Annotated in this window: 21 protein-coding genes and 1 other annotated feature (1 of these 22 running past the window's edge); of the genes, 9 read left to right on the top strand and 12 right to left on the bottom strand. The window is 44.5% G+C overall.

The genetic code is table 11. The features are described 5' to 3' along the window. Positions 1 to 156 precede the first annotated feature (156 nt). Together ruvC and aspS are read right to left on the bottom strand one after the other, a co-directional pair. Positions 157 to 678: a crossover junction endodeoxyribonuclease RuvC gene (gene ruvC, locus QWZ04_RS18965; protein ID WP_290329804.1), complete on the bottom strand. Its 522-nt coding sequence runs from the start codon at positions 676 to 678 to the stop codon at positions 157 to 159. 142 nt (positions 679 to 820) lie between these two features. Continuing rightward, complete coding sequence (gene aspS / locus QWZ04_RS18960) at positions 821 to 2,599, bottom strand: aspartate--tRNA ligase (protein ID WP_290329803.1); 1,779 nt, start codon at positions 2,597 to 2,599, stop codon at positions 821 to 823. Positions 2,600 to 3,020: 421 nt separating this feature from the next. Here aspS and cmoA point away from each other — a divergent pair, with 421 nt between their 5' ends. The 5 genes from cmoA (at position 3,021) to QWZ04_RS18935 (ending at position 8,254) form a co-directional block, all read left to right on the top strand. Next, a complete protein-coding gene (gene cmoA, locus QWZ04_RS18955) occupies positions 3,021 to 3,749 on the top strand; it encodes a carboxy-S-adenosyl-L-methionine synthase CmoA (RefSeq protein WP_290329802.1) in 729 nt (242 codons plus the stop codon). A 182-nt stretch (positions 3,750 to 3,931) separates the two neighbouring features. Continuing rightward, entirely contained in the window at positions 3,932 to 4,903 is a 972-nt protein-coding gene (gene cmoB / locus QWZ04_RS18950) for a tRNA 5-methoxyuridine(34)/uridine 5-oxyacetic acid(34) synthase CmoB (RefSeq protein ID WP_290329801.1), read from the top strand. A 107-nt stretch (positions 4,904 to 5,010) separates the two neighbouring features. Further along, positions 5,011 to 5,748 (top strand): ATP-dependent zinc protease family protein, encoded by a 738-nt coding sequence (locus QWZ04_RS18945; protein ID WP_290329800.1) that lies wholly within the window; start codon positions 5,011 to 5,013, stop codon positions 5,746 to 5,748. A gap of 22 nt (positions 5,749 to 5,770) precedes the next feature. Next, positions 5,771 to 7,279, top strand: coding sequence for an inactive transglutaminase family protein (locus QWZ04_RS18940; RefSeq protein WP_290329799.1), 1,509 nt, complete (start codon positions 5,771 to 5,773; stop codon positions 7,277 to 7,279). Positions 7,280 to 7,282: 3 nt separating this feature from the next. After that, positions 7,283 to 8,254 (top strand): alpha-L-glutamate ligase-like protein, encoded by a 972-nt coding sequence (locus QWZ04_RS18935; RefSeq protein WP_290329798.1) that lies wholly within the window; start codon positions 7,283 to 7,285, stop codon positions 8,252 to 8,254. A 107-nt stretch (positions 8,255 to 8,361) separates the two neighbouring features. Here QWZ04_RS18935 and QWZ04_RS18930 read toward each other — a convergent pair whose 3' ends face one another. Together QWZ04_RS18930 and cysS are read right to left on the bottom strand one after the other, a co-directional pair. Continuing rightward, the gene (locus QWZ04_RS18930) at positions 8,362 to 8,940 is read right to left on the bottom strand and encodes a thymidine kinase (RefSeq protein ID WP_290329797.1); all 579 of its coding nucleotides are present in this window, start codon (positions 8,938 to 8,940) and stop codon (positions 8,362 to 8,364) included. Between the two features lie 92 nt (positions 8,941 to 9,032). Next, complete coding sequence (cysS, locus tag QWZ04_RS18925) at positions 9,033 to 10,424, bottom strand: cysteine--tRNA ligase (RefSeq protein ID WP_290329796.1); 1,392 nt, start codon at positions 10,422 to 10,424, stop codon at positions 9,033 to 9,035. 215 nt (positions 10,425 to 10,639) lie between these two features. Here cysS and QWZ04_RS18920 point away from each other — a divergent pair, with 215 nt between their 5' ends. The 4 genes from QWZ04_RS18920 (at position 10,640) to QWZ04_RS18905 (ending at position 13,828) form a co-directional block, all read left to right on the top strand. Further along, a complete protein-coding gene (locus QWZ04_RS18920) occupies positions 10,640 to 11,134 on the top strand; it encodes a peptidylprolyl isomerase (RefSeq protein WP_290329795.1) in 495 nt (164 codons plus the stop codon). A 39-nt stretch (positions 11,135 to 11,173) separates the two neighbouring features. Further along, the gene (gene lpxH, locus QWZ04_RS18915) at positions 11,174 to 11,902 is read left to right on the top strand and encodes a UDP-2,3-diacylglucosamine diphosphatase (RefSeq protein ID WP_290329794.1); all 729 of its coding nucleotides are present in this window, start codon (positions 11,174 to 11,176) and stop codon (positions 11,900 to 11,902) included. A gap of 126 nt (positions 11,903 to 12,028) precedes the next feature. Continuing rightward, entirely contained in the window at positions 12,029 to 13,237 is a 1,209-nt protein-coding gene (locus QWZ04_RS18910; RefSeq protein ID WP_290329793.1) for an EAL and HDOD domain-containing protein, read from the top strand. Positions 13,238 to 13,303: 66 nt separating this feature from the next. After that, positions 13,304 to 13,828 (top strand): YchJ family protein, encoded by a 525-nt coding sequence (locus QWZ04_RS18905; RefSeq protein WP_290329792.1) that lies wholly within the window; start codon positions 13,304 to 13,306, stop codon positions 13,826 to 13,828. Positions 13,829 to 13,975: 147 nt separating this feature from the next. Here QWZ04_RS18905 and hisIE read toward each other — a convergent pair whose 3' ends face one another. The 8 genes from hisIE to hisG all read right to left on the bottom strand — a co-directional run bounded on the left by hisIE (position 13,976) and on the right by hisG (position 21,202). Then, positions 13,976 to 14,611, bottom strand: a complete 636-nt coding sequence (gene hisIE / locus QWZ04_RS18900; protein ID WP_290329791.1) for a bifunctional phosphoribosyl-AMP cyclohydrolase/phosphoribosyl-ATP diphosphatase HisIE — start codon at positions 14,609 to 14,611, stop codon at positions 13,976 to 13,978. Then, positions 14,608 to 15,381, bottom strand: a complete 774-nt coding sequence (gene hisF, locus QWZ04_RS18895) for an imidazole glycerol phosphate synthase subunit HisF (protein WP_290329790.1) — start codon at positions 15,379 to 15,381, stop codon at positions 14,608 to 14,610. The genes hisIE and hisF overlap by 4 nt, the downstream gene beginning before the upstream one ends. Then, a complete protein-coding gene (gene hisA, locus QWZ04_RS18890) occupies positions 15,363 to 16,100 on the bottom strand; it encodes a 1-(5-phosphoribosyl)-5-[(5-phosphoribosylamino)methylideneamino]imidazole-4-carboxamide isomerase (protein ID WP_290329789.1) in 738 nt (245 codons plus the stop codon). The genes hisF and hisA overlap by 19 nt, the downstream gene beginning before the upstream one ends. Positions 16,101 to 16,227: 127 nt before the next feature. Continuing rightward, on the bottom strand, positions 16,228 to 16,848 hold the full coding sequence (gene hisH, locus QWZ04_RS18885) for an imidazole glycerol phosphate synthase subunit HisH (protein WP_290329788.1): 621 nt from the start codon (positions 16,846 to 16,848) through the stop codon (positions 16,228 to 16,230). Beyond that, positions 16,848 to 17,921, bottom strand: coding sequence for a bifunctional histidinol-phosphatase/imidazoleglycerol-phosphate dehydratase HisB (hisB, locus tag QWZ04_RS18880; RefSeq protein ID WP_290329787.1), 1,074 nt, complete (start codon positions 17,919 to 17,921; stop codon positions 16,848 to 16,850). The genes hisH and hisB overlap by 1 nt, the downstream gene beginning before the upstream one ends. A 14-nt stretch (positions 17,922 to 17,935) precedes the next feature. Then, the gene (gene hisC, locus QWZ04_RS18875) at positions 17,936 to 18,988 is read right to left on the bottom strand and encodes a histidinol-phosphate transaminase (protein ID WP_290329786.1); all 1,053 of its coding nucleotides are present in this window, start codon (positions 18,986 to 18,988) and stop codon (positions 17,936 to 17,938) included. A 14-nt stretch (positions 18,989 to 19,002) separates the two neighbouring features. Beyond that, entirely contained in the window at positions 19,003 to 20,301 is a 1,299-nt protein-coding gene (hisD, locus tag QWZ04_RS18870; protein WP_290329785.1) for a histidinol dehydrogenase, read from the bottom strand. A 4-nt stretch (positions 20,302 to 20,305) separates the two neighbouring features. Continuing rightward, positions 20,306 to 21,202, bottom strand: coding sequence for an ATP phosphoribosyltransferase (hisG, locus tag QWZ04_RS18865; protein ID WP_290329784.1), 897 nt, complete (start codon positions 21,200 to 21,202; stop codon positions 20,306 to 20,308). Between the two features lie 42 nt (positions 21,203 to 21,244). After that, positions 21,245 to 21,355: a sequence feature (His leader region), on the bottom strand; it runs 28 nt beyond the window's last position.

Here is a 21,355-nt window from a genome sequence, read left to right as displayed (position 1 = left end):
TAAAACTTGAATTCGATAATAATAGATAACTGGATGGATAGCCAGTAAAGAAAAGGCGCGAAGAAGGGCTAAAGTCGAAGTGGCCTTGCACCTGATAAGAGGTTTCCCCCTCGCTCTTCTAACTTAGCTTTTAGTACTTCGCTCTTAGCACTTGCATCACCGATATCGCCCTTTCTTGGCTCCTGTTGCTTTACCGGCTAGTGCAATAAGCGTTTTATTGGTATTGGCATGACAGATAGCCACACCAAGCGCATCGGCGGCGTCGGCTTGTGGTTTACCAGGTAGCTTCAACATGTTCATCACCATATGCTGAACTTGGCTTTTATCCGCCCCACCCGTACCCGTTACCGCTTGCTTGATAAGTCTTGCTGCATATTCATGTACAGGGAGGTCAGCATTTACTGCGGCAACGATGGCCGCCCCACGGGCCTGACCTAACTTTAAGGCTGAATCGGCATTTTTTGACATAAACACCTGCTCAATCGCAAATACGTCAGGCTGAAACTGAGTAATGATTTCAGAGACACCGGCAAATATTTGTTTCAAACGGCTAGGTAAGTCGTCGTGAGAAGTACGAATACAACCACTGCCTAAATAATGTAAGTGACGGCCTTGTTGACGAATAACGCCATAACCTGTGATACGAGAGCCTGGGTCAATACCGAGGATTATCGACATACGTATGTGTTCCGAACTGAGCCCAAATACAGATAAGAGCTATTTTGAATAGAAAGATACTAGCAAAAAAGAAAGCGCTAATAGAATAAACCTATTAGCGCTTCGCATTTTATTTATTTGAAATCAGACAAATATCCGAAAATTAAGCGTCTGCTTCTTTTTCTTTAGCAACAACCGCTACCGCTAGCTCTTCTAAAGAGGCTGGGTTGGCAACACTTGGTGCATTGGTGAGCAAGCAAGATGCTGCCGTTGTTTTAGGGAATGCGATAACGTCACGGATGTTATCTGTACCACAAAGTAGCATAGCCAAACGGTCTAGACCGAAAGCAAGACCGGCATGCGGTGGCGTACCGTACTTAAGTGCATCCAACAAGAAGCCGAACTTCTCTTGTTGCTCTTTTTCTTCGATGCCAAGAATATTAAACACCGTGCTTTGCATTTCAGCATTGTGGATACGAACTGAACCGCCACCCACTTCATAGCCGTTGATAACCATATCGTAAGCATTCGAGTTAGCTGCTGCTGGGTTTGCTGCCAACTCAGCCGCATCAACACCTAATGGAGAAGTAAATGGGTGGTGCATTGCGTGCAAGTTACCTTCGCCATCTTCTTCGAACATTGGGAAGTCAACAACCCAAAGTGGTGCCCATGCTTCTTTGTTGGTTAGCTCTAAATCTTCGCCAAGTTTCAGACGAAGTGCGCCCAGAGCTTCAGAAACGATGCTTGCTTTATCAGCACCAAATAGGATGATATCGCCGCTTTCAGCTTGAGTACGATCAAGAATGCCGTTGATTACGTCTTCGCTCAGGAATTTAGCCACAGGAGATTGAATGCCTTCCATGCCAGCAGCACGGTCGTTTACTTTCATCCATGCCAAACCTTTCGCGCCGTAAATGCCAACAAATGCGCCGTAGCCATCGATTTGCTTACGCGTTAGTTTCGCTCCGCCTGGAACACGAATTACGGCTACACGGCCTTTTTCATCGTTAGCAGGGCCTGAGAAGACTTTAAATTCAACGTCTTTAACTAGGTCAGCAACGTCTACTAATTCTAGCGGGTTACGTAGATCCGGCTTATCACTACCGAAACGACGAATCGCTTCAGAGAAAGGCATGATTGGGAATTCACCCAAGTCCACGCTCAATAGCTCTTGCCACATTTCGCGGATCATTTTTTCTGTCACGCCACGAACTTGTTCAGCAGACATGAAAGAAGTTTCGATATCGATTTGAGTAAATTCAGGCTGACGGTCAGCACGTAAATCTTCATCACGGAAACATTTAACGATTTGGTAGTAACGATCAAAACCAGACATCATCAACAACTGCTTAAATAGCTGTGGTGATTGCGGCAATGCATAGAAGCTGCCTTTGTGTACGCGGCTTGGTACTAGGTAATCACGAGCGCCTTCTGGTGTTGCTTTAGTCAGTACGGGCGTTTCGATGTCTAGGAAGTCGTTGCTATCTAAGAAACGACGAACGAAGCTTGATGCTTTAGCGCGAAGTTTGATGCGGTCACTCATTTCTGGACGACGAAGATCAATGTAACGGTACTTAAGACGCTGCTCTTCACTGTTTGTTTGGTTGAAGTCTAACGGCAATGCTTCAGAGCGGTTAATGATCTCTAAACCCGTTGCGATCAGCTCAACTTCACCGGTTGCCATATCTTTGTTGATTTGGCTTTCTGGGCGAAGGCGTACTTCACCCGTTAGCTTGATGCAAAATTCATTACGTAACTGGTTCGCTTCCGCAAATACATCTTTCATATCTGGGTCGACGACAACCTGAACGATGCCTTCACGATCTCGCATATCAATGAAGATAAGACCGCCTAAATCACGGCGACGGTTAACCCAGCCGCAAAGTTCTACAGTTTGTCCTGCAAGGGACTTGTTCAGGTGACCACAATAATGGGTACGCATAATGAATTTCCCAATCTCTAATAAGTTATCAATTTCTAAGCTGCTCGCGCGATTGAGTGCCAGCAGTGCAAACGTCCATTTATACGCTGAAAGTCATTAAAAATCGACCATCAGGCATAGAATTTGTTGTGTTTTATCTAGCCTTGCTGCTTTTTAGCACAACAAGCGACCAATTTATCGGCAAAGACAAAAACGAAGCCACGATTATAGCCTCATTTTCATTTTATGAGCAAAGTAGAATCACCGGGGTTTGACTCAATCTATTCCAAATCTGTGTAATTTAGTGGCCCTTTCACCAGTTAATTTATAAGTACCTTTCTCTACTAATGACAATTGCAGCAATTTTGCATAAAATACGCCCCCTTAAATAGGCATGCCTACAAATTAGACCGCATGTTAACGGCCCAAGCGAGAGAGTATTATGAGCAATAAAGACACTATCTTTTCAGCTCCCATTAATAAAATCGGTGATTTCACATTCGATGAGCGCGTAGCGGAAGTTTTTCCCGATATGATTCAACGATCGGTTCCCGGTTACAGTAACATCATCTCGGCTATCGGCATGTTGGCAGAACGTTTTGCGAAACCGCACTCTAAAGTGTATGACTTAGGCTGCTCTTTAGGTGCTGCAACACTTTCTATGCGCCGTCATATTGAACAAGAAGGCTGCGAGATCATTGCGGTCGACAATTCAGCGGCCATGGTAGAACGCTGTAAGCTTCATATTAATGCTTATCGCTCAGAAACACCGGTTACGGTTGTTGAAGCCGATATCAGAAATATTGAGATAGAGGATGCCTCAGTCGTGGTGTTAAATTTCACCTTGCAGTTTTTGTCGCCTGAAGATCGCGTCACCTTGCTTAAAAAAATCTTTGCGGGTTTGCGTCCTGGGGGCATTTTGATTTTGTCCGAGAAATACGTGTTCGAAGATGAAACAGCGAATGAACTCTTGATCGACCTTCATCATGACTTTAAGCGCGCTAACGGCTACAGCGAACTAGAAATAAGCCAAAAACGCAGTGCAATTGAAAATGTTATGCGCCCAGACTCTATTCAGTCTCACAAAGTCCGCTTTGAAGAGATCGGCTTTTCCAGTAATGAAGTCTGGTTCCAATGCTTTAACTTCGGCTCTATGTTTGCGATAAAATAGGATTATGAGTAAAAGGTTACAGAGAACAGGACGGGCAAACCCTACAGAATATTGGACTGCCCCCTCAGCTATAACCTGTTACCTGTTACCTATAACCTGTAACCTGTAACCTGTAACCTGTAACCTGTAACCTGTAACCCAGTATCTTCACCCCTTTAACTTAACTAATAACGAAACCTTATATGTTCAATTTTGCTAATTTTTACCAATTGATATCTCAAGACGATCAGCTTCAACCTTGGTTGAACACGCTTCCACAACAGCTTACGGATTGGCAAAACGCGGAACACGGTGATTTCGACCGTTGGTTAAGAGCACTCAAAAAAATCCCTGAGGGTACACCTGATACCGTTGATTTAAAGGATTCTGTCACTCTATCGAATCAGGCTCCTATTCATCCAGGCGAACAAAAAAAACTAGAAAACCTATTAAAAACATTCCACCCGTGGCGTAAAGGCCCTTATAACCTGCACGACATTCACATTGATACGGAATGGCGTTCAGACTGGAAATGGGATCGTGTTCTTCCCCATATATCCCCCCTTAAAAACCGTTCTGTGTTGGACGTTGGTTGCGGCAATGGTTACCACATGTGGCGCATGCTGGGTGAAGAAGCTCGCTTATGTGTAGGGATCGACCCATCTCACCTGTTCCTCATTCAGTTCGAAGCGGTCCGTAAATTAATGGGCAATGACCAACGCGCTCATTTACTGCCATTAGGAATTGAGCAACTTCCTGAACTTAAAGCCTTTGACACTGTCTTTAGTATGGGTGTGTTATATCATCGTCGTTCACCGCTGGATCACCTTATTCAATTGAAGAACCAATTGGTTTCTGGTGGTGAGTTAGTGCTCGAAACCTTGGTCATCGAAGGGGATGAAAACACCGTTCTGGTTCCTATGGACCGCTATGCTCAAATGCGTAATGTGTACTTCTTCCCATCAGCAAAAGCACTGAAAGTATGGTTAGAAACGTGTGGATTCGTTGACGTGAATATTGTTGATGAAAATGTGACCACCACTGGTGAGCAACGCACCACCGAATGGATGACCCATAACTCGCTGCCAAACTACTTAGATCCAAACGATCCAAGCAAAACGGTTGAGGGTCACCCTGCTCCACGAAGGGCTATTTTGGTTGCAAAGAAACCATAATGGCGAACCTGACCAGAGATTAACATTAGGATGCTTCACGCATCCTTTTTTATCATATACACTTTGGAAAATACTTCTGTTAACTATCTGTCTACTATAGGTAAACAATGCTCAAAAAACTCACCGCCATTGCCATTATTGCTGCCCTATCTGGGTGTACGTTGATCGACGGCGAAAAATACAGCCAATCGACACTAGAAGCAATTAATCAATCAGAGCAAAACATACAAACGAAACTCGATAGCTTTACCGTTGAAATAGACCAACAGAACAGCAAAATTGATGCACTCAATGAAGAATTAGTGAAATTGAACGGTGAAGTCGTTCAATTACGTAAAACGCAGGCAAAGCACTTAACACACGCGACCAAAGAGACACAAACAGTCACGCCTGTCGTTACCAGTGCCCCACCTTCTCAGCCCATTGTTCTCGGCGCAATTGAAAAAGTAAAAGTAGACACAATTAAGCAACAGTTTGATGCGCGAGTTGATACCGGCGCCACAACTTCATCAATTAATGCCATTGATATTCAAGAATTTGAGCGAAACGGGAAAACTTGGGTTAAATTTCATATAAAGGATGATTCAGCGGCTGCAGATGAAATGCACTGGATTGAAGCTCCCGTTGTACGATACGTCAAAATTCGTCAAGCAACCAACTCCGATTCCGAGCGCCGGATTGTTGTAGAGCTTTGGGTACAACTTGGTGACGTGCACGAAAAAGCTCAGTTTACTCTGGCTGACCGTTCGCAAATGAGTCACCCTATTTTACTAGGCAGAGAGTTCATCCAAGATATCGCCCTAGTTGATGTAAGCAAACAGTATCTACAAACTAAAACTAAATAATTGTATTTAAGGATAAATCTTTATGACGTCTAAAGTTCCGTTTTACTTCTTGGTCGCATTCCTGCTTATTGCAGGCAGTGTACTGAGCCTTATGCGCCACACAGATTACGGCGTTCCTTTGACTCCTGGTGAAACTCGCCAGATTTGGGACATTGAAGCTCGTGTCGAGTTCAACGCGCTAGACAAACCAGTTAAAGCATCTCTTGCTGCCCCTGGTACACAAACTGGTTATACACTCATTAACGAAAGCGCGTCTTCACCAGGCTACGGTATTGCTTACACAGCAACCGATGCAGGCCGACGTGCTGAATGGACTGTTCGTCATGCGAGTGGCCCTCAAACCATTTATTACAAAACTCAGTTTTTGGTTGATGATCAAGCAAAAGTTGATCCCATTCCACCAAGTGACGAGCCAATAGAAAAACCCATTTTTGATGGCCCTCAAGACGCCGCTGCTCAATCTGTTTTAGCGCAGGCGACACAACGCAGTGCCGACAACGTCACTTTAGCTCGTGAGTTAATCAAACAGCTTAACGATAAAGATAGCCAAAATGCATCGTTATTACTCAACAATAACGACAAAGTACAAATCACCGCTAAGCTTCTAAGTTATGCCGCCGTTCCAAATAAACTGGTTGGTGTTGTTCAGTTAGAAGATGGCCGTCGTCGCCAAAGCATTACACCGATGGTCGAAGTGTGGGATGGTAAGCAGTGGGAACTTTTTGATGCAAACCAAGGTGAACAAGTTAAACAAAACAACTTGCTGGTCTGGGATGAATCTAACGTTTCCTTACTCGATGTGGTCGGTGGTAAGAATAGCCAAGTCCATTTTTCAATGATCTTACAAGATGTCACTCCGCAACAAGCAACTGCTCAAAAAGTCGAAGCGGATAGCTTACTGAATTTCTCAATTCACAGCTTGCCTCTTGCGGAACAATCGATGTTCAAAACCATCATGCTCATTCCAATTGGTGCACTCATCGTGGTGTTCTTACGTGTGATCATTGGTTTAAAAACTTCAGGCACATTCATGCCTGTTTTGATTGCAGTTGCATTTGTTCAAACTACATTGCTCACAGGTATCGTTGGCTTCCTTCTCATTGTTGGTACCGGTCTCATTATTCGTGGGTATTTATCTAAGCTCAACCTCTTGTTGGTTGCGCGGATATCCGCCGTAATCATAACGGTAATTATGATTATCGCGGTCTTCACCATTGTTTCGTTCAATATTGGATTGAATGAAGGACTTACTATTACTTTCTTCCCTATGATCATCTTGTCTTGGACGGTAGAACGTATGTCTATTCTATGGGAAGAAGAAGGCGGTAAAGAAGTATTCCTTCAAGGTGGGGGCTCGTTGCTAACAGCTGTACTGGTTTACCTTGCTATGACTAACCCGTATGTTCAGCACCTAACGTTTAACTTTATCGGCCTACAGCTAATTATTCTTGCGGTTATCATGCTGCTTGGTACTTACACTGGCTACCGCTTAACGGAACTTCGTCGTTTTAAACCATTATCTGAGGATTAGACTATGTTTGGGTCATTTACTTCCCCATCTAAGCTAAAAACCAAGGGCATAATGGGGATGAATCAAAGAAACCACAGCTACATTGGGCGATATAATGATCGCTCAAAGTATCCGTTGGTTGATGATAAATTAAAAACAAAAATCATCGCAGAAAAAGCAGGGGCTACGGTTCCTGCGCTAATTGGTGTTATCAGCCACCAAGCCGCCGTAAAATCCATTCATAAGATGGTTGAAAACTGGCCAGGGTTTGTCATTAAACCCGCACAAGGCAGCGGTGGTAAGGGTATCTTGGTTATTGTTTCGCACAAAAATGGCGAATACACCAAGCCCTCTGGCGCTGTCATCAACAAAGAAGATGTCGAACGTCATATTAGTAACGCACTCGCCGGTTTGTTTTCTCTTGGTGGAAAAAACGACGTGGCCGTAGTCGAAAACTTGATTAAATTTGACGACTGTTTTGAAGGTTTCAGTTACGAAGGGGTGCCAGATGTACGAATTATTGTATTTAAGGGCTACCCTGTCATGGCGATGATGCGCCTTTCAACGTCTGCCTCTGATGGTAAAGCGAATCTACACCAAGGCGCAGTAGGCGTAGGAATTGACATGGCGACGGGCAAAGCGGTACGTGCCGTTCAGTTTGATCAGCCCATCACACACCACCCAGATACCGACAAAGAGCTCGCACTTTTGCAAGTTCCTCACTGGGAGCGACTACTCGTGCTTGCATCCAGCGCATGGGAAATGACTGGTTTGGGTTATATGGGCACGGATATGGTGCTTGATAAAGAAGAAGGCCCAATGGTACTTGAGCTTAATGCTCGCCCAGGCTTGGCTATTCAAATTGCTAACGGAGCAGGTTTACTGCCTCGCCTTCGCCATATCGAGAATCTTGGTGAAATGGCAGAATACCCGAGACCAGCTGAACGAGTGGCCTATGCTGCGAAACAATTTGGTCACGTCGATGGTAAAGGCTAAAGGCTAAAGGCTAAAGGCTAAAGGCTAAAGGCTAAAGGCTAAAGGCTAAGCAGCAGATGAAAAAAAGAGCGGATCTCCGCTCTTTTTTATTGGGTATTTATAACGGTTTATTTGCCTAGCGCTTCTTTATAGTGCTGACGGCATACTGAGACGTATTGATCATTACCACCAATCGCCACTTGGTCACCCTCTGCAATCGGGTTACCTTCTTCGTCAGTACGAATCACCATGTTGGCTTTACGACCACAATGGCAAATCGTTTTAAGCTCGACTAATTTGTCCGCCCAAGATAGCAAGTATTTACTGCCTTCAAAAAGCTCACCGAGGAAGTCGGTACGCAAACCATAACAAAGCACTGGAATATGAAGTTTATCAACAACCTCAGTTAATTGATAAACTTGTTCTTTGGATAAGAACTGACATTCATCAATCAAAATACAATGGCGCTTTTCTTGCTCATTAATGGCTTTGATTTCATCAAATAAATTCGATTCTGTTCTAAACAACTGAGCTTCAGATTGCAGACCAATTCGTGAACTTACTTTACCAATGCCATAACGATCATCTAGTGCAGCCGTAAAGATCACTGGGTTCATCCCGCGCTCTTTATAGTTAAAAGAAGATTGCAATAACGTGGTGGACTTACCCGCGTTCATCGCCGAGTAATAAAAATACATCTGTGCCAAAATAGTTGCCTTTCATAAAGTGTAAAAAAGGCACATCATCAATACAACGCTGTATCTTACGGCGGTCATATTCACTTTGTGCCTTTTAAAAATTACTTACGACGCCAAGTAGTACCTTGTGCTCCGTCTTCTAGAACGATGCCCATTTCCGTTAACTTGTTACGCGCCATGTCGGCGTTTGCCCAATCTTTTGATGCACGTGAATCGTTACGCAGCTTAATAAGCGCCTCAATTTCTGCCACTTCATCATCATTACTTTCGCCAGATGCGCCACCTTTAAGGAATGCTTCAGGCTCTTGATGCAAGATACCGATGACATCCGCTAACTCACGCATTAATGCGCCAAGTGCCGATGCTCTTTCGATATTTTCACCTTTTAGGCGATTGACTTCACGAGCCATATCAAATAACACCGAGTAGGCTTCTGGTGTATTGAAATCATCGTTCATCGCATCGCTATAACGTGTTACATACTCTTCACCACCAGCAGGTGCTGCTGATAAATCCAAACCACGTAAAGATGTATACAAACGCTCCAAAGCTGAACGTGCTTGGTTTAAGTTGTCTTCGCTGTAATTCAGTTGGCTACGATAGTGACCCGACATTAAGAAGTAGCGAACGGTTTCTGAATCGTAATGCTGTAATACATCACGAATGGTGAAGAAATTGTTCAGTGACTTAGACATTTTTTCTTTGTCGATCATCACCATACCGCTGTGCATCCATGTATTTACATACTGGGTACCATGTGCGCAGCAAGATTGAGCGATTTCGTTCTCATGATGCGGGAACTGCAAATCAGAGCCACCACCGTGGATATCAAAGTGATCACCCAGAATAGAAGAGTTCATCGCAGAACATTCAATGTGCCAACCAGGACGACCAGGGCCCCATGGTGATTCCCACGTCGGCTCACCCGGCTTAGACATTTTCCATAAAACGAAATCTAACGGGCTGCGTTTAGTGACTTCAATAGTAACGCGAGATCCAGCTTGAAGCTGCTCTAGGTCTTGACCCGATAGCTTGCCGTATTCATCATATTTCTTCACCTCAAACATCACGTCGCCGTTATCAGCAACGTAGGCGAAGCCGCGTTCAATTAAGCGCTGAACTAAGGCAATGATTTCTTGAATATACTCGGTAGCACGAGGCTCTATATCTGGACGCTTCATATTTAACGCATCAAAATCAGAATACATCTCGCCAATCAGGCGCTCAGTTAACTCATCGCAGCTTTCGCCATTCTCAGCAGCGCGTTTAATGATTTTGTCGTCGATGTCGGTAATGTTACGAACAAACGTTAGGTCATAGCCTAAGTAACGAAGGTAACGAGAGACTACATCGAATGAAACGAATGTACGACCGTGACCAATATGACAGAGATCGTAAATGGTTACTCCACAAACATACATGCCGACTTTACCAGCAGTAATGGGTTTGAATTCCTCTTTCTGTCGTGTGAGTGTGTTATATATCTTTAACATGATCTCTATCTAATCAATTATGAAACAAGTAAGGCGCCAGTATAACAAGTCCAACACGGATAGGTAATAGCTTGCCGGGACAAAATTCACGGTGATCGCACATAGACTATGACATTTCGTCGGTTTTCTTGACCACTTTTCACCCATCTATTGATTGTCTGTAGAATTGAGCTAGAATTCCCGTTTCAAGTCGAAAATAATTTAAGGAATACATAATGATCATCCTTCACACTAACTTTGGTGATATCAAAATTCAGCTGAACACAACTGATGCACCAGCAACCAGTGCTAACTTCCTTCAGTACTGCCGTGATGGTTTTTATGACAACACGCTTTTCCACCGTGTAATCGATGGTTTCATGGTTCAAGGCGGCGGTATGACTTCGGGCCTTAAAGAAAAAGAAACGCGCGCAACAATCAAAAACGAAGCAAACAATGGCCTAAGCAACAAAGTAGGCACGTTGGCGATGGCTCGTACAATGGAACCGCATTCTGCTAGCTCTCAGTTTTTCATCAACGTTAGCAACAACACATTCCTAGACTTTAAATCAGAAAGCCTAGATGGTTGGGGTTACTGTGTTTTTGCTGAAGTCGTTGAAGGCATGGACATCGTAAACAAAATTAAAGATGTAGCAACGGGCTCTATGGGTATGCACCAAGACGTACCACTAGAAGAAGTTCTTATCACAAGCACAACTATCGAAGAGTAATTCGATCAAGAGGAGCTGCGGCTCCTCTTCTTTTATCCTATGACGATATTATTTATTTCAGATCTTCACCTATCCCCTACTCGCCCTGATATTACCCAGAGCTTTCTTCAATTCCTCGATCAAAAAGCTCGCAATGCTACCAAGCTCTATGTTCTCGGCGACCTGTTTGATTTTTGGTTAGGCGACGACGATAACTCAGAATTCGCAACCCGTATCAAACACGCTTTTAAACAGCTAACCGACTCTGGTGTTAAGTGTTATTTTCAGCATGGCAATCGCGATTTTCTCGTCGGCAAACGCTTCGCTCAGGAAACGGGCATCAAACTGTTACCTGAAGAATGCAAAATTGAACTCCATGGTACCTCTGCTATTCTTTTACATGGAGATACGTTATGTATCGACGATATCAAATACCAAGAGTTCCGTACTAAGGTTCATCAACCTTGGTTACAACGAGTATTTAAATGCATCCCATTGATATTTCGTAAGAAAATTGTGCGAAAAATTCAGGGACAAACTCGAAGTGACAAAAATTCGAAGTCGCTCGACATCATGGATGTCAATAAAAACGAAGTGGTTCGCGTGATGGCGAAACATAATACCAACCTAATGATCCACGGTCATACACATCGTGAAGCTACGCATCAAATTATTTTGGATGACAACACCCCAGCCACACGAATAGTTCTAGGTGATTGGGACAACAGCGCGGTTGTGCTCATCGTAGATGAGTTTGGGTTTAGAACTGAAAAGTTTCCATTTCTTTAAGCCAAAGCCAAGGCTTGAGATACTAAATAACAACTCAGTCTAAAAATTTCAATTAGTTATTTGTGAACGACTTCCTGTAGAATAGCGTTCGTTAATTTCGTGATTATTGATGAAGAATTTAAAGCATTGAAATATTCATACGTTGCTCGTCAGCCTATTTTTGATTCAGAGCGTAATGCCGTTGCTTACGAACTGTTGTTTCGTGATGGCCCAAAGAATACATTTCCGGATATCGAAGCGGAACAAGCCACTAGCCGTCTGTTGTCCGACCAATTTCTAAGTGTTCACTATCAAAGCCTGGGGAAAAAACGGGGCTATGTTAATTTCCCTTATCAAAGCCTGATAAACCAAATTCCAGAACTGTTCCCTAGTAACAGTATTGTGGTGGAAATCTTAGAAGATTGTGAGCCGACCGATGAGCTTCTTCATGCCATTAAAGAGCTTTACAAAAAAGGCTACACACTGGCGTTAGATGACTTTGTTCCAAGTTCAGACTGGCTTAGATTTTTGCCATTCATTTCGATCATCAAGTTTGATATTCGCGCTATTCCCATAGGAAAAGCGGCATTTTTCATCGCTAAGTTGAAAAAAAGCAAAATTCAGTTCTTAGCAGAAAAGGTGGAAACCCATGAGGAATTCAAACAAGCAAAAGACGTTGGGTTCACACTGTTTCAAGGTTATTTCTTTGCTAAACCAGAAATGGTGCAACAAAGAGCCATTGAGCCTTCGCTGATAACGGTTGTTCAACTGTGCAAGGAAATCGCCAACACGGAGATAAACTACAGTGAAATTGAACGACTGATTAGCACCGATGTGTCTTTGTCGTATAAGTTGCTAAGGTACGTCAATTCGTCCTCATTGATATCGTCTGAGATCAAATCGTTCAAACAAGCACTGATTTATCTGGGCGAAGATCGACTGAAAAAATTTGTTTCTTTGGTTGCGGTGTCGAGCACAAACGAGCATAAACCGAATTCGTTGTACACGCTGTCGATATCTAGAGCAAGGCAGTGTGAGCTATTAGCACGTCAGTCAAAAGGTAAAATAGACACCAGTTTGGCTTTTCTAACCGGGCTTTTTTCTCTGCTTGATTCATTACTCGATCAAACAATTGAAACGATATTGGAATCAATCCCTGTCGACCAATCCATCAAGAATGCCCTACTTGGTGGCACTGGCGATCTAGGTAAATTGATCCAACTCGTTAAAGCATTTGAGCGCGCCAAGTGGGATGACGTCGTCACAGCCCGCCGCTCTCTTGAGATTCAGGAAGACCAAGTCGCTGATTGTTATCACCAGTCTCAAGCTTGGGCTCAAGATTTGGTTGATATATAAGCTAACCATCAGACTTTCTAAGCCATCAAACTCTTGTTTGGTGGCTTTTTTCATCAAGGAAACACCATGAACCTATGCCCTTGTAAAAGTAACAAACCTTACGCTGAATGTTGCGAGCCTGTTCATGCCAAGCATTCTCACGCGACAACACCGGAACAAGTGATGCGCGCCCGATACTGTGCCCATACTCTTAACCTTGTCGATTTTGTAGTTGCGACTTATCACCCTAGTTGCGATGCAGAGCACGAACGAGAGGGCATAGCCGAGTCCATAGACAGTGATTGGTGCAACTTAGAGGTAATAGAAACATCGGTGAATGACGACAACACTGAAGGTTTCGTGACATTTAATGCTTACTTCAATGAACATGGTGAGCAATACTGCCTAGCGGAGAAGTCTCGTTTTATTAAGGAAGATGGCCTCTGGTACTACATCGATGGCGAGTTCCCAGATGGTGCTCCTACAGAAGATGAGCCAGTCACTACGACGATAGATCCAAGACTGAATCAGAGCGTAAATGAGCTTAAAGTTGGTAGAAATGATCCGTGTATTTGTGGCAGCGGAAAAAAGTTTAAGAAGTGTTGTGGGTAGGTTACAGGTTGTAGGTTACAGGTTACAGGTTACAGGTTACAGGTTACGGGTCATTGTGAGTGAATGGCGTCTTGTCAACTTCGTCGCCATCACTTGCTTTCCTATTCCTGTAACCTGTAGGGCATAGCCCTTCTACCCTTAACCGCTCTATTTGTGCCTTTCTTTCAGCTTATTAATCACATCATTCATTGATAAGCCTTGGTCTTGCAGCAATACCATCAAGTGATAGATCAAATCAGCTGACTCGCAGACTAGCTCCGCCTTGTCACCCGACGTCGCCGCAAGCGCAACTTCAACGCCTTCTTCGCCCACTTTTTGCGAAATACGCTTGGTGCCACGGGCATATAAACTAGCGGTGTAGGAAGAGTCTGGATCGGCACTCTTGCGGGCAGCCAGTAGCTGCTCAAGTTGATGAAGCCACACCATCTGAGACTCTTCTTGCTTGTCGGCATCAAAGCAGGTAGTCGTTCCTGTATGGCACGTTGGGCCAATAGGCTCTGCTTTAACCAACAAGGTATCGTTGTCGCAATCCAAGGCGATGTTTTTAAGTTGTAATACGTTGCCCGATGTTTCGCCTTTTGTCCAAAGACGCTCCTTGGTACGAGAGAAAAACGTCACATTCCCCGTATCAGCGGTTTTACTTAACGCATCTGAATTCATGTAGCCCATCATCAATACTTGGCTTGATTGATAGTCCTGCACGATCGCAGGGACAAGGCCATCCACTTTGTTCCAGTCGATGCGTTTTGCTAATGCATCTATTTGTTCAATTTGAAAACTCATAATCGTATCTCCACACCTTGTGCTTTCAGGTACTGCTTCAGTTCACCGATATTAATCACTTGCTTGTGAAATACGGATGCAGCTAATGCACCATCTACATTTGTTTTTTTGTATGCTTCAGCAAAGTGCTCCATAGCACCTGCGCCACCTGATGCGATCAACGGAACGTTGCAAACAGCTCGAACCATATTTAACTGCTCAATATCGTAACCATTACGCACACCATCTTGGTTCATCATGTTTAGCACAATTTCGCCAGCACCACGTTTTTGTACTTCCTGAACCCAATCACTGGTTTCCCATTTCGTGGCTTTAGTTCTCGCTTCATCACCGGTAAATTGATAAACCTGATATTTGCCAGTGTCTTTATCAAAGTAGGAGTCAATTCCAACAACAATACACTGCACACCGAATTTATCGGCAAGCTCTGTTATCAACTCTGGTTTTGCGAGCGCTGGAGAGTTAATCGACACTTTATCTGCACCGAACTCTAAAATTCGAGAGGCGTCTTCGGCAGTTTTAATACCACCAGCAACGCAAAATGGAATGTCTATGACTTCCGCGACACGAGCAACCCAGCTTTTGTCGACCACACGACCATCACTAGAGGCGGTAATATCATAAAATACCAGCTCATCTGCACCCTCTTCAGCGTAACGTTTTGCAAGCGGTACAATGTCGCCAATGATTTCGTGATTTCTAAACTGAACGCCTTTAACCACTTGTCCATCACGAACGTCTAAACAAGGAATTATTCGCTTTGCCAACATGCAAAAGCCTCCTGTGCGTTAAATTTACCATCAAGTAATGCTCGGCCAACAATCACGCCCGCGACACCGCTGCCTTTTAATGCTTCAATATCCGCCAAGCTGCCAATGCCACCGGATGATTGAAATTGAACTTGTGGGTATTCGCGGCAAAGGTCAACATACAGCTCTACGTTTGAGCCTGTTAATGTGCCATCACGAGAAATATCAGTACACAGGACATGTTTTAAGCCAACCGTGAGATAATCTTCCAGTAAAGCCTCAATGGTGACGCCTGAGTCTTCTTGCCAACCCGAAACCGCAACATTGCGGATGCCGTTGCTATCAATATTGATATCCAAAGCCAGCACGATTTTCTCTGCGCCGTACTTTTGCATCCAACCTTTCACAAGCTCGGGCTGTTTTACTGCCGTAGAGCCAATCACAACGCGTTGAGCGCCGGCTTCCAGTAGATCAATCACGTCTTGCTCACTGCGCACGCCGCCACCAATCTGTATGTTAGCTGGCGTACTTGCGAGTAACTTAGCGATCAAGGTTAGTTGACGTGCTGAGGTGTCTTTTGCGCCAGTGAGATCCACAAGGTGAAGCCAATTGGCCCCCGCTTGGTGGTACAGATTAAACTGCTCTGCTGGATCTACTTTGTATTCGGTTACTTGCCCGTAGTCGCCCTGAAATAGGCGAACCACTTGACCTTCAATTAAATCTAATGCTGGGATGATCATAAAAATCCTTTTATGTGCAGGCGAAAGAAGGCGATAGGATGAAGGCCAAAAGGCATTAAAAATACGCCACTTTGTTTTATCACTTTGCCTTCACCTCCCGCGATGCGGGGCCTTAGCACTGCTTTCTCTACAATTCTAAGAAGTTCTGTATTAACTTCGAGCCAACTTTACTGGAACGCTCTGGGTGAAATTGAACCCCGTAATAGTTTCCGCTTTGCAGAGCGGCAGTAAACGCATCGCCATAGTTGCACTGCGCGATAGTATACTCACCCACTGGCATTGCGAAGCTATGGACGAAATAGAAGTATTCACCAGCATCGATGCCTTTAAATAAAGGGTGGTCAGGTAAAGCTTTAACGGTGTTCCACCCCATGTGAGGCAGAGGTAAGTCGCCGGTTTCCATTAAGCGAACTTCTCCGTCGCACAAACCTAAGCACTCAACTTGCTCATTCGCCGCCTGGCCTTTTTCTTGCGACTGTTTGCCAAGCAATTGCATACCTAAGCAAATACCCAGTAGCGGTTTTTCTACTTGCTTGACCAACTCAATGAGGTCGCGTTCAGCGAGGTTTTTCATTGCTTCACTGGCGGTACCGACACCAGGCAAAAAGAGCTTATCTGCGGCAAGTACTACTTTAGGGTCTTTCGATATCTCAACTTGGCAACCGAGACGTTCAATCGCAAATTTGACCGATGAAACGTTAGCGCAGCCAGTGTCGATAATGACAACTTTTTGGTTTGCAACAGACATTACAATACCCCTTTACTACTCGGCAGCTCAGTACCTTCCACTTTGATCGCCTGTCGAAGTGTGCGCCCAAATGCCTTAAACAGACTTTCAATGATGTGGTGATCGTTATCGCCAAAAGAAGACAAATGCAAGGTACACGCTAGAGTATCAGTCAGCGAACGGAAGAAGTGCTCCACCATTTCGGTAGATAAGTCCCCAACTTGCTCACGGCTAAACTTAGCATCAAATTTTAAGTATGGGCGGCCAGATAAATCCAAGCCACATTGCGCCAAGCATTCATCCATAGGCAAACTGAAGCCAAAACGACCAATTCCACGCTTATCACCAAGCGCTTCTTTTAGTGCCTGCCCTAGAGCCAGCGCTGTATCTTCAATAGTGTGGTGATCATCGATGTGTAAATCGCCTTTCACGGTTGCTTTCATTTGAAAACCGCCGTGGGTAGCAATTTGATCCAGCATGTGGTCGAAAAAGCCCATGCCTGTGTTAATTTCGTTGCCGCCAGATTCATCCAAGTTAATAGCAACGCGAATGTCGGTTTCTTTAGTGGTTCGCACCACTTCAGCAGTACGTGCGTTGACCGTCAAATCTTTAAGTATCGCAGGCCAGTTCATGGTTTCAGGGTGATATTGAATACCACGGATGGCCATGTTTTCTGCCAGTTGAAGATCGGTAACACGATCGCCAATAACCACCGATGATTTAAAATCGACTTTACCACCTTGCAGGTACTCTTTTACCATGCCCAATTTTGGTTTACGGCAAGAGCAATTATCTTCGTCAAAGTGTGGGCAAATCAGCACGTCATCAAATTTAACGCCTTGAGATTCAAAGATCTCCATCATCATATCTTGAGGCGCGTCAAAATCGGCTTGTGGGTAGCTGTCTGTCCCGAGCCCGTCTTGATTAGTTACCATCACTAAACGATAACCAGCATCCTGCAGAGCAAGCAATGTTGGAATAACCAATGGCTCAAATTTCAGCTTATCCAAGCGATCTACTTGAAAATCTACTGGTGGCTCAACGATCAATGTGCCATCGCGATCAATAAATAGAATTTTTTGTTGTGTACTCACTACGACTTCCTTGCTTAAGCGACATTTTTTGATAATAAGTTACGAATAAACGCGACGGTTTTTTCACACTCGTCTCTGTTTCCGACACTAATACGGACACAGTTTTCAATCGGTGAATTGCGCAGAATAATGCCTTGCTCCCACGCCGCTTTGAATATGTCATCACCGTTAGTAAATTTGACTAACAGGTAGTTGCCCCACCCTTCAAAAACCTCAACTCCCTCTAGCATGCTTAAGCCCACTTGTAAGTAAGCGCGGTTTGCATTCAGTTCCAGAGATTGATACTTCATTCGAGCTAAGCCCGCTTCCGAGAGCGCCTGAACTGCGATATCTGCCACAGGGATAGGCACAGGATAAGGCGCAATCACTTTAAGTAACACGTTAATCAGCTCTTTATTGGCTAACGTAAAACCACAGCGTAAGCCCGCTAAAGCAAACGCTTTAGACATCGTGCGCAATATCGCTAAGTTAGGGTAACGTTCTAACAGATCAACGGTTGATACTTCAGGACAAAAATCGATATACGCCTCATCCATAACGACGATGGCTTTATCTGTCGTCATATCAAGCAGCGCTTCAATATCTTTGCGGTTAATTACATTGCCTGTCGGGTTGTTCGGGCTGCAAACAAACACCAACTTTGTATTCTCTAAGTTATTCTGTATCTCAGGCAAGTTAAGCTGCCACTCCGCGGTTAGCGGCACTGTTTTTTGTTCGACACCGATCGTTTCAGCACTGATTGCATACATGCCATACGTCGGCGGGCAATATAAAATGGCATCTTCACCTGGCTCACAAAATGCTCTAATCAACAGTTCAATGCCTTCGTCCGCTCCGCGAGAGGTCAGCACTTGATCATTTTTTACACCCGCATAGGCTGCATACGCGCTAATCAAGGCTTCTGGTTGACATTCACTGTAGCGATTTAAGCGGTCGTAACTCACTTTATAGTCATTATCAAACGGAGATTCATTGGCATTCAGCCAAACATCACCGCTACCGCCTATTCGTCTTGCTGACAAATATGGGGTCAATTTCTGAATTTGCTTTCTAGCCAATTTTTCCATGACGGCAATTCCTTCTAATCTTGGCTTAACGCGAGTTTTTCAACTCGGATTGTCACTGCACGTTTATGCGCATCTAGCCCTTCAGCCTCTGCCATGGTAACCACGGTAGGAGCCAAGTTTTTTAATCCCTCTTTAGAGAGCTCTTGCACAGTCATTCGTTTTGAGAAATCCGCCAGACCTAGGCTTGAATAGGTGCGAGTGTAACCATAAGTAGGTAAGACGTGGTTAGTACCAGAAGCGTAATCACCGGCAGACTCAGGAGACCAATCCCCTAAGAAAATAGATCCTGCGTTATCAAGCAATGGCAACAACTCACGTGGGTTCTTGGTTTGAACAATCAGGTGTTCAGGGCCATAGAAGTTTGAGATGGCAATTGATTGAGTCAATGATTCTGCAATCACAATCAAGCTTGATCCTAAGGCTTGCGCCGCAATGTCCTTACGGGACAACTGCGCCAATTGCTTTTGCACAGCATCAGTGACTTGGTCAGCAAGCACCACAGATGGTGTCACCAATACCACTTGGGAGTCCGGTCCGTGCTCCGCTTGGCTCAATAAGTCTGCCGCGACAAAATCCGCATCGGCGGTTTCATCTGCAATAACCAACACTTCAGATGGGCCAGCGGGCATATCGATGGCTGCGCCTTTGAAATCATTGCTTACTTGACGTTTTGCTTCAGTAACGTACGCATTACCTGGCCCAAAAATCTTGTCCACCTTGGTAACGGTCTCGGTGCCATACGCCATTGCTGCAATCGCTTGACCGCCACCCACGCTGAATACTTTGTCGATATTACAAAGCTTTGCAACATAAAGAATCTCATCAGCAATTGGCGGAGGTGAACACAACACAACTTCACGGCACCCTGCAATTTGAGCAGGCACACCCAGCATAAGTACTGTAGACGGAAGTGGCGCACTGCCTCCGGGAATGTAAAGACCCACTTTATTGATAGAGCGGGTAACTTGCTCGCACACGACTCCTGGCTGAGTTTCGACACGTAAAGGCTGAGGCTTTTGCGCATTGTGAAACTTCGCTATATTTTGATAAGCCTGCTGCAGTGCCGACTTCATTTTTTCGGATAAGCGTTCGCAAGCAGCGTCAATGTCTTGCCCGCTGACTTGAACCGAATCCAGAGAGACCGAGTCGAACTTTTCAGTCAACTCTAGCAGAGCCTTATCACCATTTTCCTGAACGTTTGCAATGACACTTGCAACCGCGGAAGTGATGTTCGCGCCTTCGGTTATTGCTGGTCGCTCTAGTACTGAGTTTTGCTGCTCTTTACTTAACGACTGCCACACTAACGTTTTCATGGTGTTACTCCATCATCTTCTCAATTGGCAATACCAAGATAGAACTTGCACCAAGTTCTTTTAGTTGTTCCATGGTTTCCCAGAATAGATTTTCGGTACTCACAAGGTGAACAGCCACTCGGTTTTGTTCTGCAGATAATGGCAATACAGTTGGATCTTCAGCGCCTGGTAGAAGATCTTTTACCTGCTCTAATTTATCAGCAGGTGCATGCAGCATGATGTATTTTGATTCTTTAGCCTGAATCACACCTTGCATACGGGTAAGCAGTTTTTCTATAAGGGCTTCTCGGTCTGCGTCGAACTCGCCAGCACGTTTGATCAATGCAGCTTTTGAGCGAAAAATAACTTCCGCTTCTTTTAGGCCGTTAGCCTCTAATGTTGCGCCTGTAGACACCAAGTCTGCAATACCGTCTGCAAGGCCAGCACGCGGGGCAACTTCAACAGAGCCCGTTAGCATACAAGCACTAAAATCGACGCCTTGGTCATCCATATAGCGTTTAAGTAATTGAGGGTAAGTCGTTGCGATGCGTTTACCCGCAAGATCTTGTGGGCCGTTGTATTCCAAGTCTTTATCAATAGCGATAGACAGGCGGCAACCACCAAAGTCTAAACGGCGTAAAGACGTGAATTCTGCTGGCTCACCAAGAGATAAACGTTCTAGGCGAACTTCTTCTAATTCGTTTTCACCAATAAAGCCGAGATCGACAACCCCGTCCATTACAAGCCCTGGGATATCGTCATCACGAACAAGTAGCAAGTCTATCGGCATGTTTTCAGAATGAACGACAAGACGCTCACCCATGATGTTAAATTTAGCACCGCACTTTTTAAGCAGATCCTGACACTCTTTGCTTAAGCGTCCTTTCTTTTGAATTGCAATTCTTAGTCGTTGTGTTTGCATTGTATTTTCCCTGTGCGAAATTCGGTAAATCGAATAAATAAAATTAAAAAACCCCCGAGAGATTCTGGTCTCTCGAGGGTCTAAATATTTTGTATTTGGACTTAACCACCGAGAGTTTTCCTTGTCTCTCGGTTACACGTAAACCTCCCGAAA

Origin of the sequence: Vibrio tapetis subsp. quintayensis, assembly GCF_030409945.1 — a bacterium.
Lineage (GTDB): Bacteria > Pseudomonadota > Gammaproteobacteria > Enterobacterales > Vibrionaceae > Vibrio > Vibrio quintayensis.
The sequence above is the reverse complement of the archived record's forward strand: the minus strand, read 5'-3'. Positions and strand labels throughout refer to the sequence as shown.

Excerpts from the sequence above, each read along its gene's own strand:
- hisH (WP_290329788.1), bottom strand. The coding sequence starts at position 16,848 with ATGTCTGTTGCAAACCAAAAAGTTGTCATTATCGACACTGGCTGCGCT.
- QWZ04_RS18920 (WP_290329795.1), top strand. The coding sequence starts at position 10,640 with ATGATCATCCTTCACACTAACTTTGGTGATATCAAAATTCAGCTGAAC.
- lpxH (WP_290329794.1), top strand. The coding sequence starts at position 11,174 with ATGACGATATTATTTATTTCAGATCTTCACCTATCCCCTACTCGCCCT.
- cysS (WP_290329796.1), bottom strand. The coding sequence starts at position 10,424 with ATGTTAAAGATATATAACACACTCACACGACAGAAAGAGGAATTCAAA.
- hisG (WP_290329784.1), bottom strand. The coding sequence starts at position 21,202 with ATGCAAACACAACGACTAAGAATTGCAATTCAAAAGAAAGGACGCTTA.
- hisC (WP_290329786.1), bottom strand. The coding sequence starts at position 18,988 with ATGGAAAAATTGGCTAGAAAGCAAATTCAGAAATTGACCCCATATTTG.
- QWZ04_RS18905 (WP_290329792.1), top strand. The coding sequence starts at position 13,304 with ATGAACCTATGCCCTTGTAAAAGTAACAAACCTTACGCTGAATGTTGC.
- cmoB (WP_290329801.1), top strand. The coding sequence starts at position 3,932 with ATGTTCAATTTTGCTAATTTTTACCAATTGATATCTCAAGACGATCAG.
- hisD (WP_290329785.1), bottom strand. The coding sequence starts at position 20,301 with ATGAAAACGTTAGTGTGGCAGTCGTTAAGTAAAGAGCAGCAAAACTCA.
- QWZ04_RS18945 (WP_290329800.1), top strand. The coding sequence starts at position 5,011 with ATGCTCAAAAAACTCACCGCCATTGCCATTATTGCTGCCCTATCTGGG.
- hisA (WP_290329789.1), bottom strand. The coding sequence starts at position 16,100 with ATGATCATCCCAGCATTAGATTTAATTGAAGGTCAAGTGGTTCGCCTA.
- cmoA (WP_290329802.1), top strand. The coding sequence starts at position 3,021 with ATGAGCAATAAAGACACTATCTTTTCAGCTCCCATTAATAAAATCGGT.
- hisIE (WP_290329791.1), bottom strand. The coding sequence starts at position 14,611 with ATGAGTTTTCAAATTGAACAAATAGATGCATTAGCAAAACGCATCGAC.
- QWZ04_RS18940 (WP_290329799.1), top strand. The coding sequence starts at position 5,771 with ATGACGTCTAAAGTTCCGTTTTACTTCTTGGTCGCATTCCTGCTTATT.
- QWZ04_RS18935 (WP_290329798.1), top strand. The coding sequence starts at position 7,283 with ATGTTTGGGTCATTTACTTCCCCATCTAAGCTAAAAACCAAGGGCATA.
- ruvC (WP_290329804.1), bottom strand. The coding sequence starts at position 678 with ATGTCGATAATCCTCGGTATTGACCCAGGCTCTCGTATCACAGGTTAT.
- aspS (WP_290329803.1), bottom strand. The coding sequence starts at position 2,599 with ATGCGTACCCATTATTGTGGTCACCTGAACAAGTCCCTTGCAGGACAA.
- hisF (WP_290329790.1), bottom strand. The coding sequence starts at position 15,381 with ATGTTGGCAAAGCGAATAATTCCTTGTTTAGACGTTCGTGATGGACAA.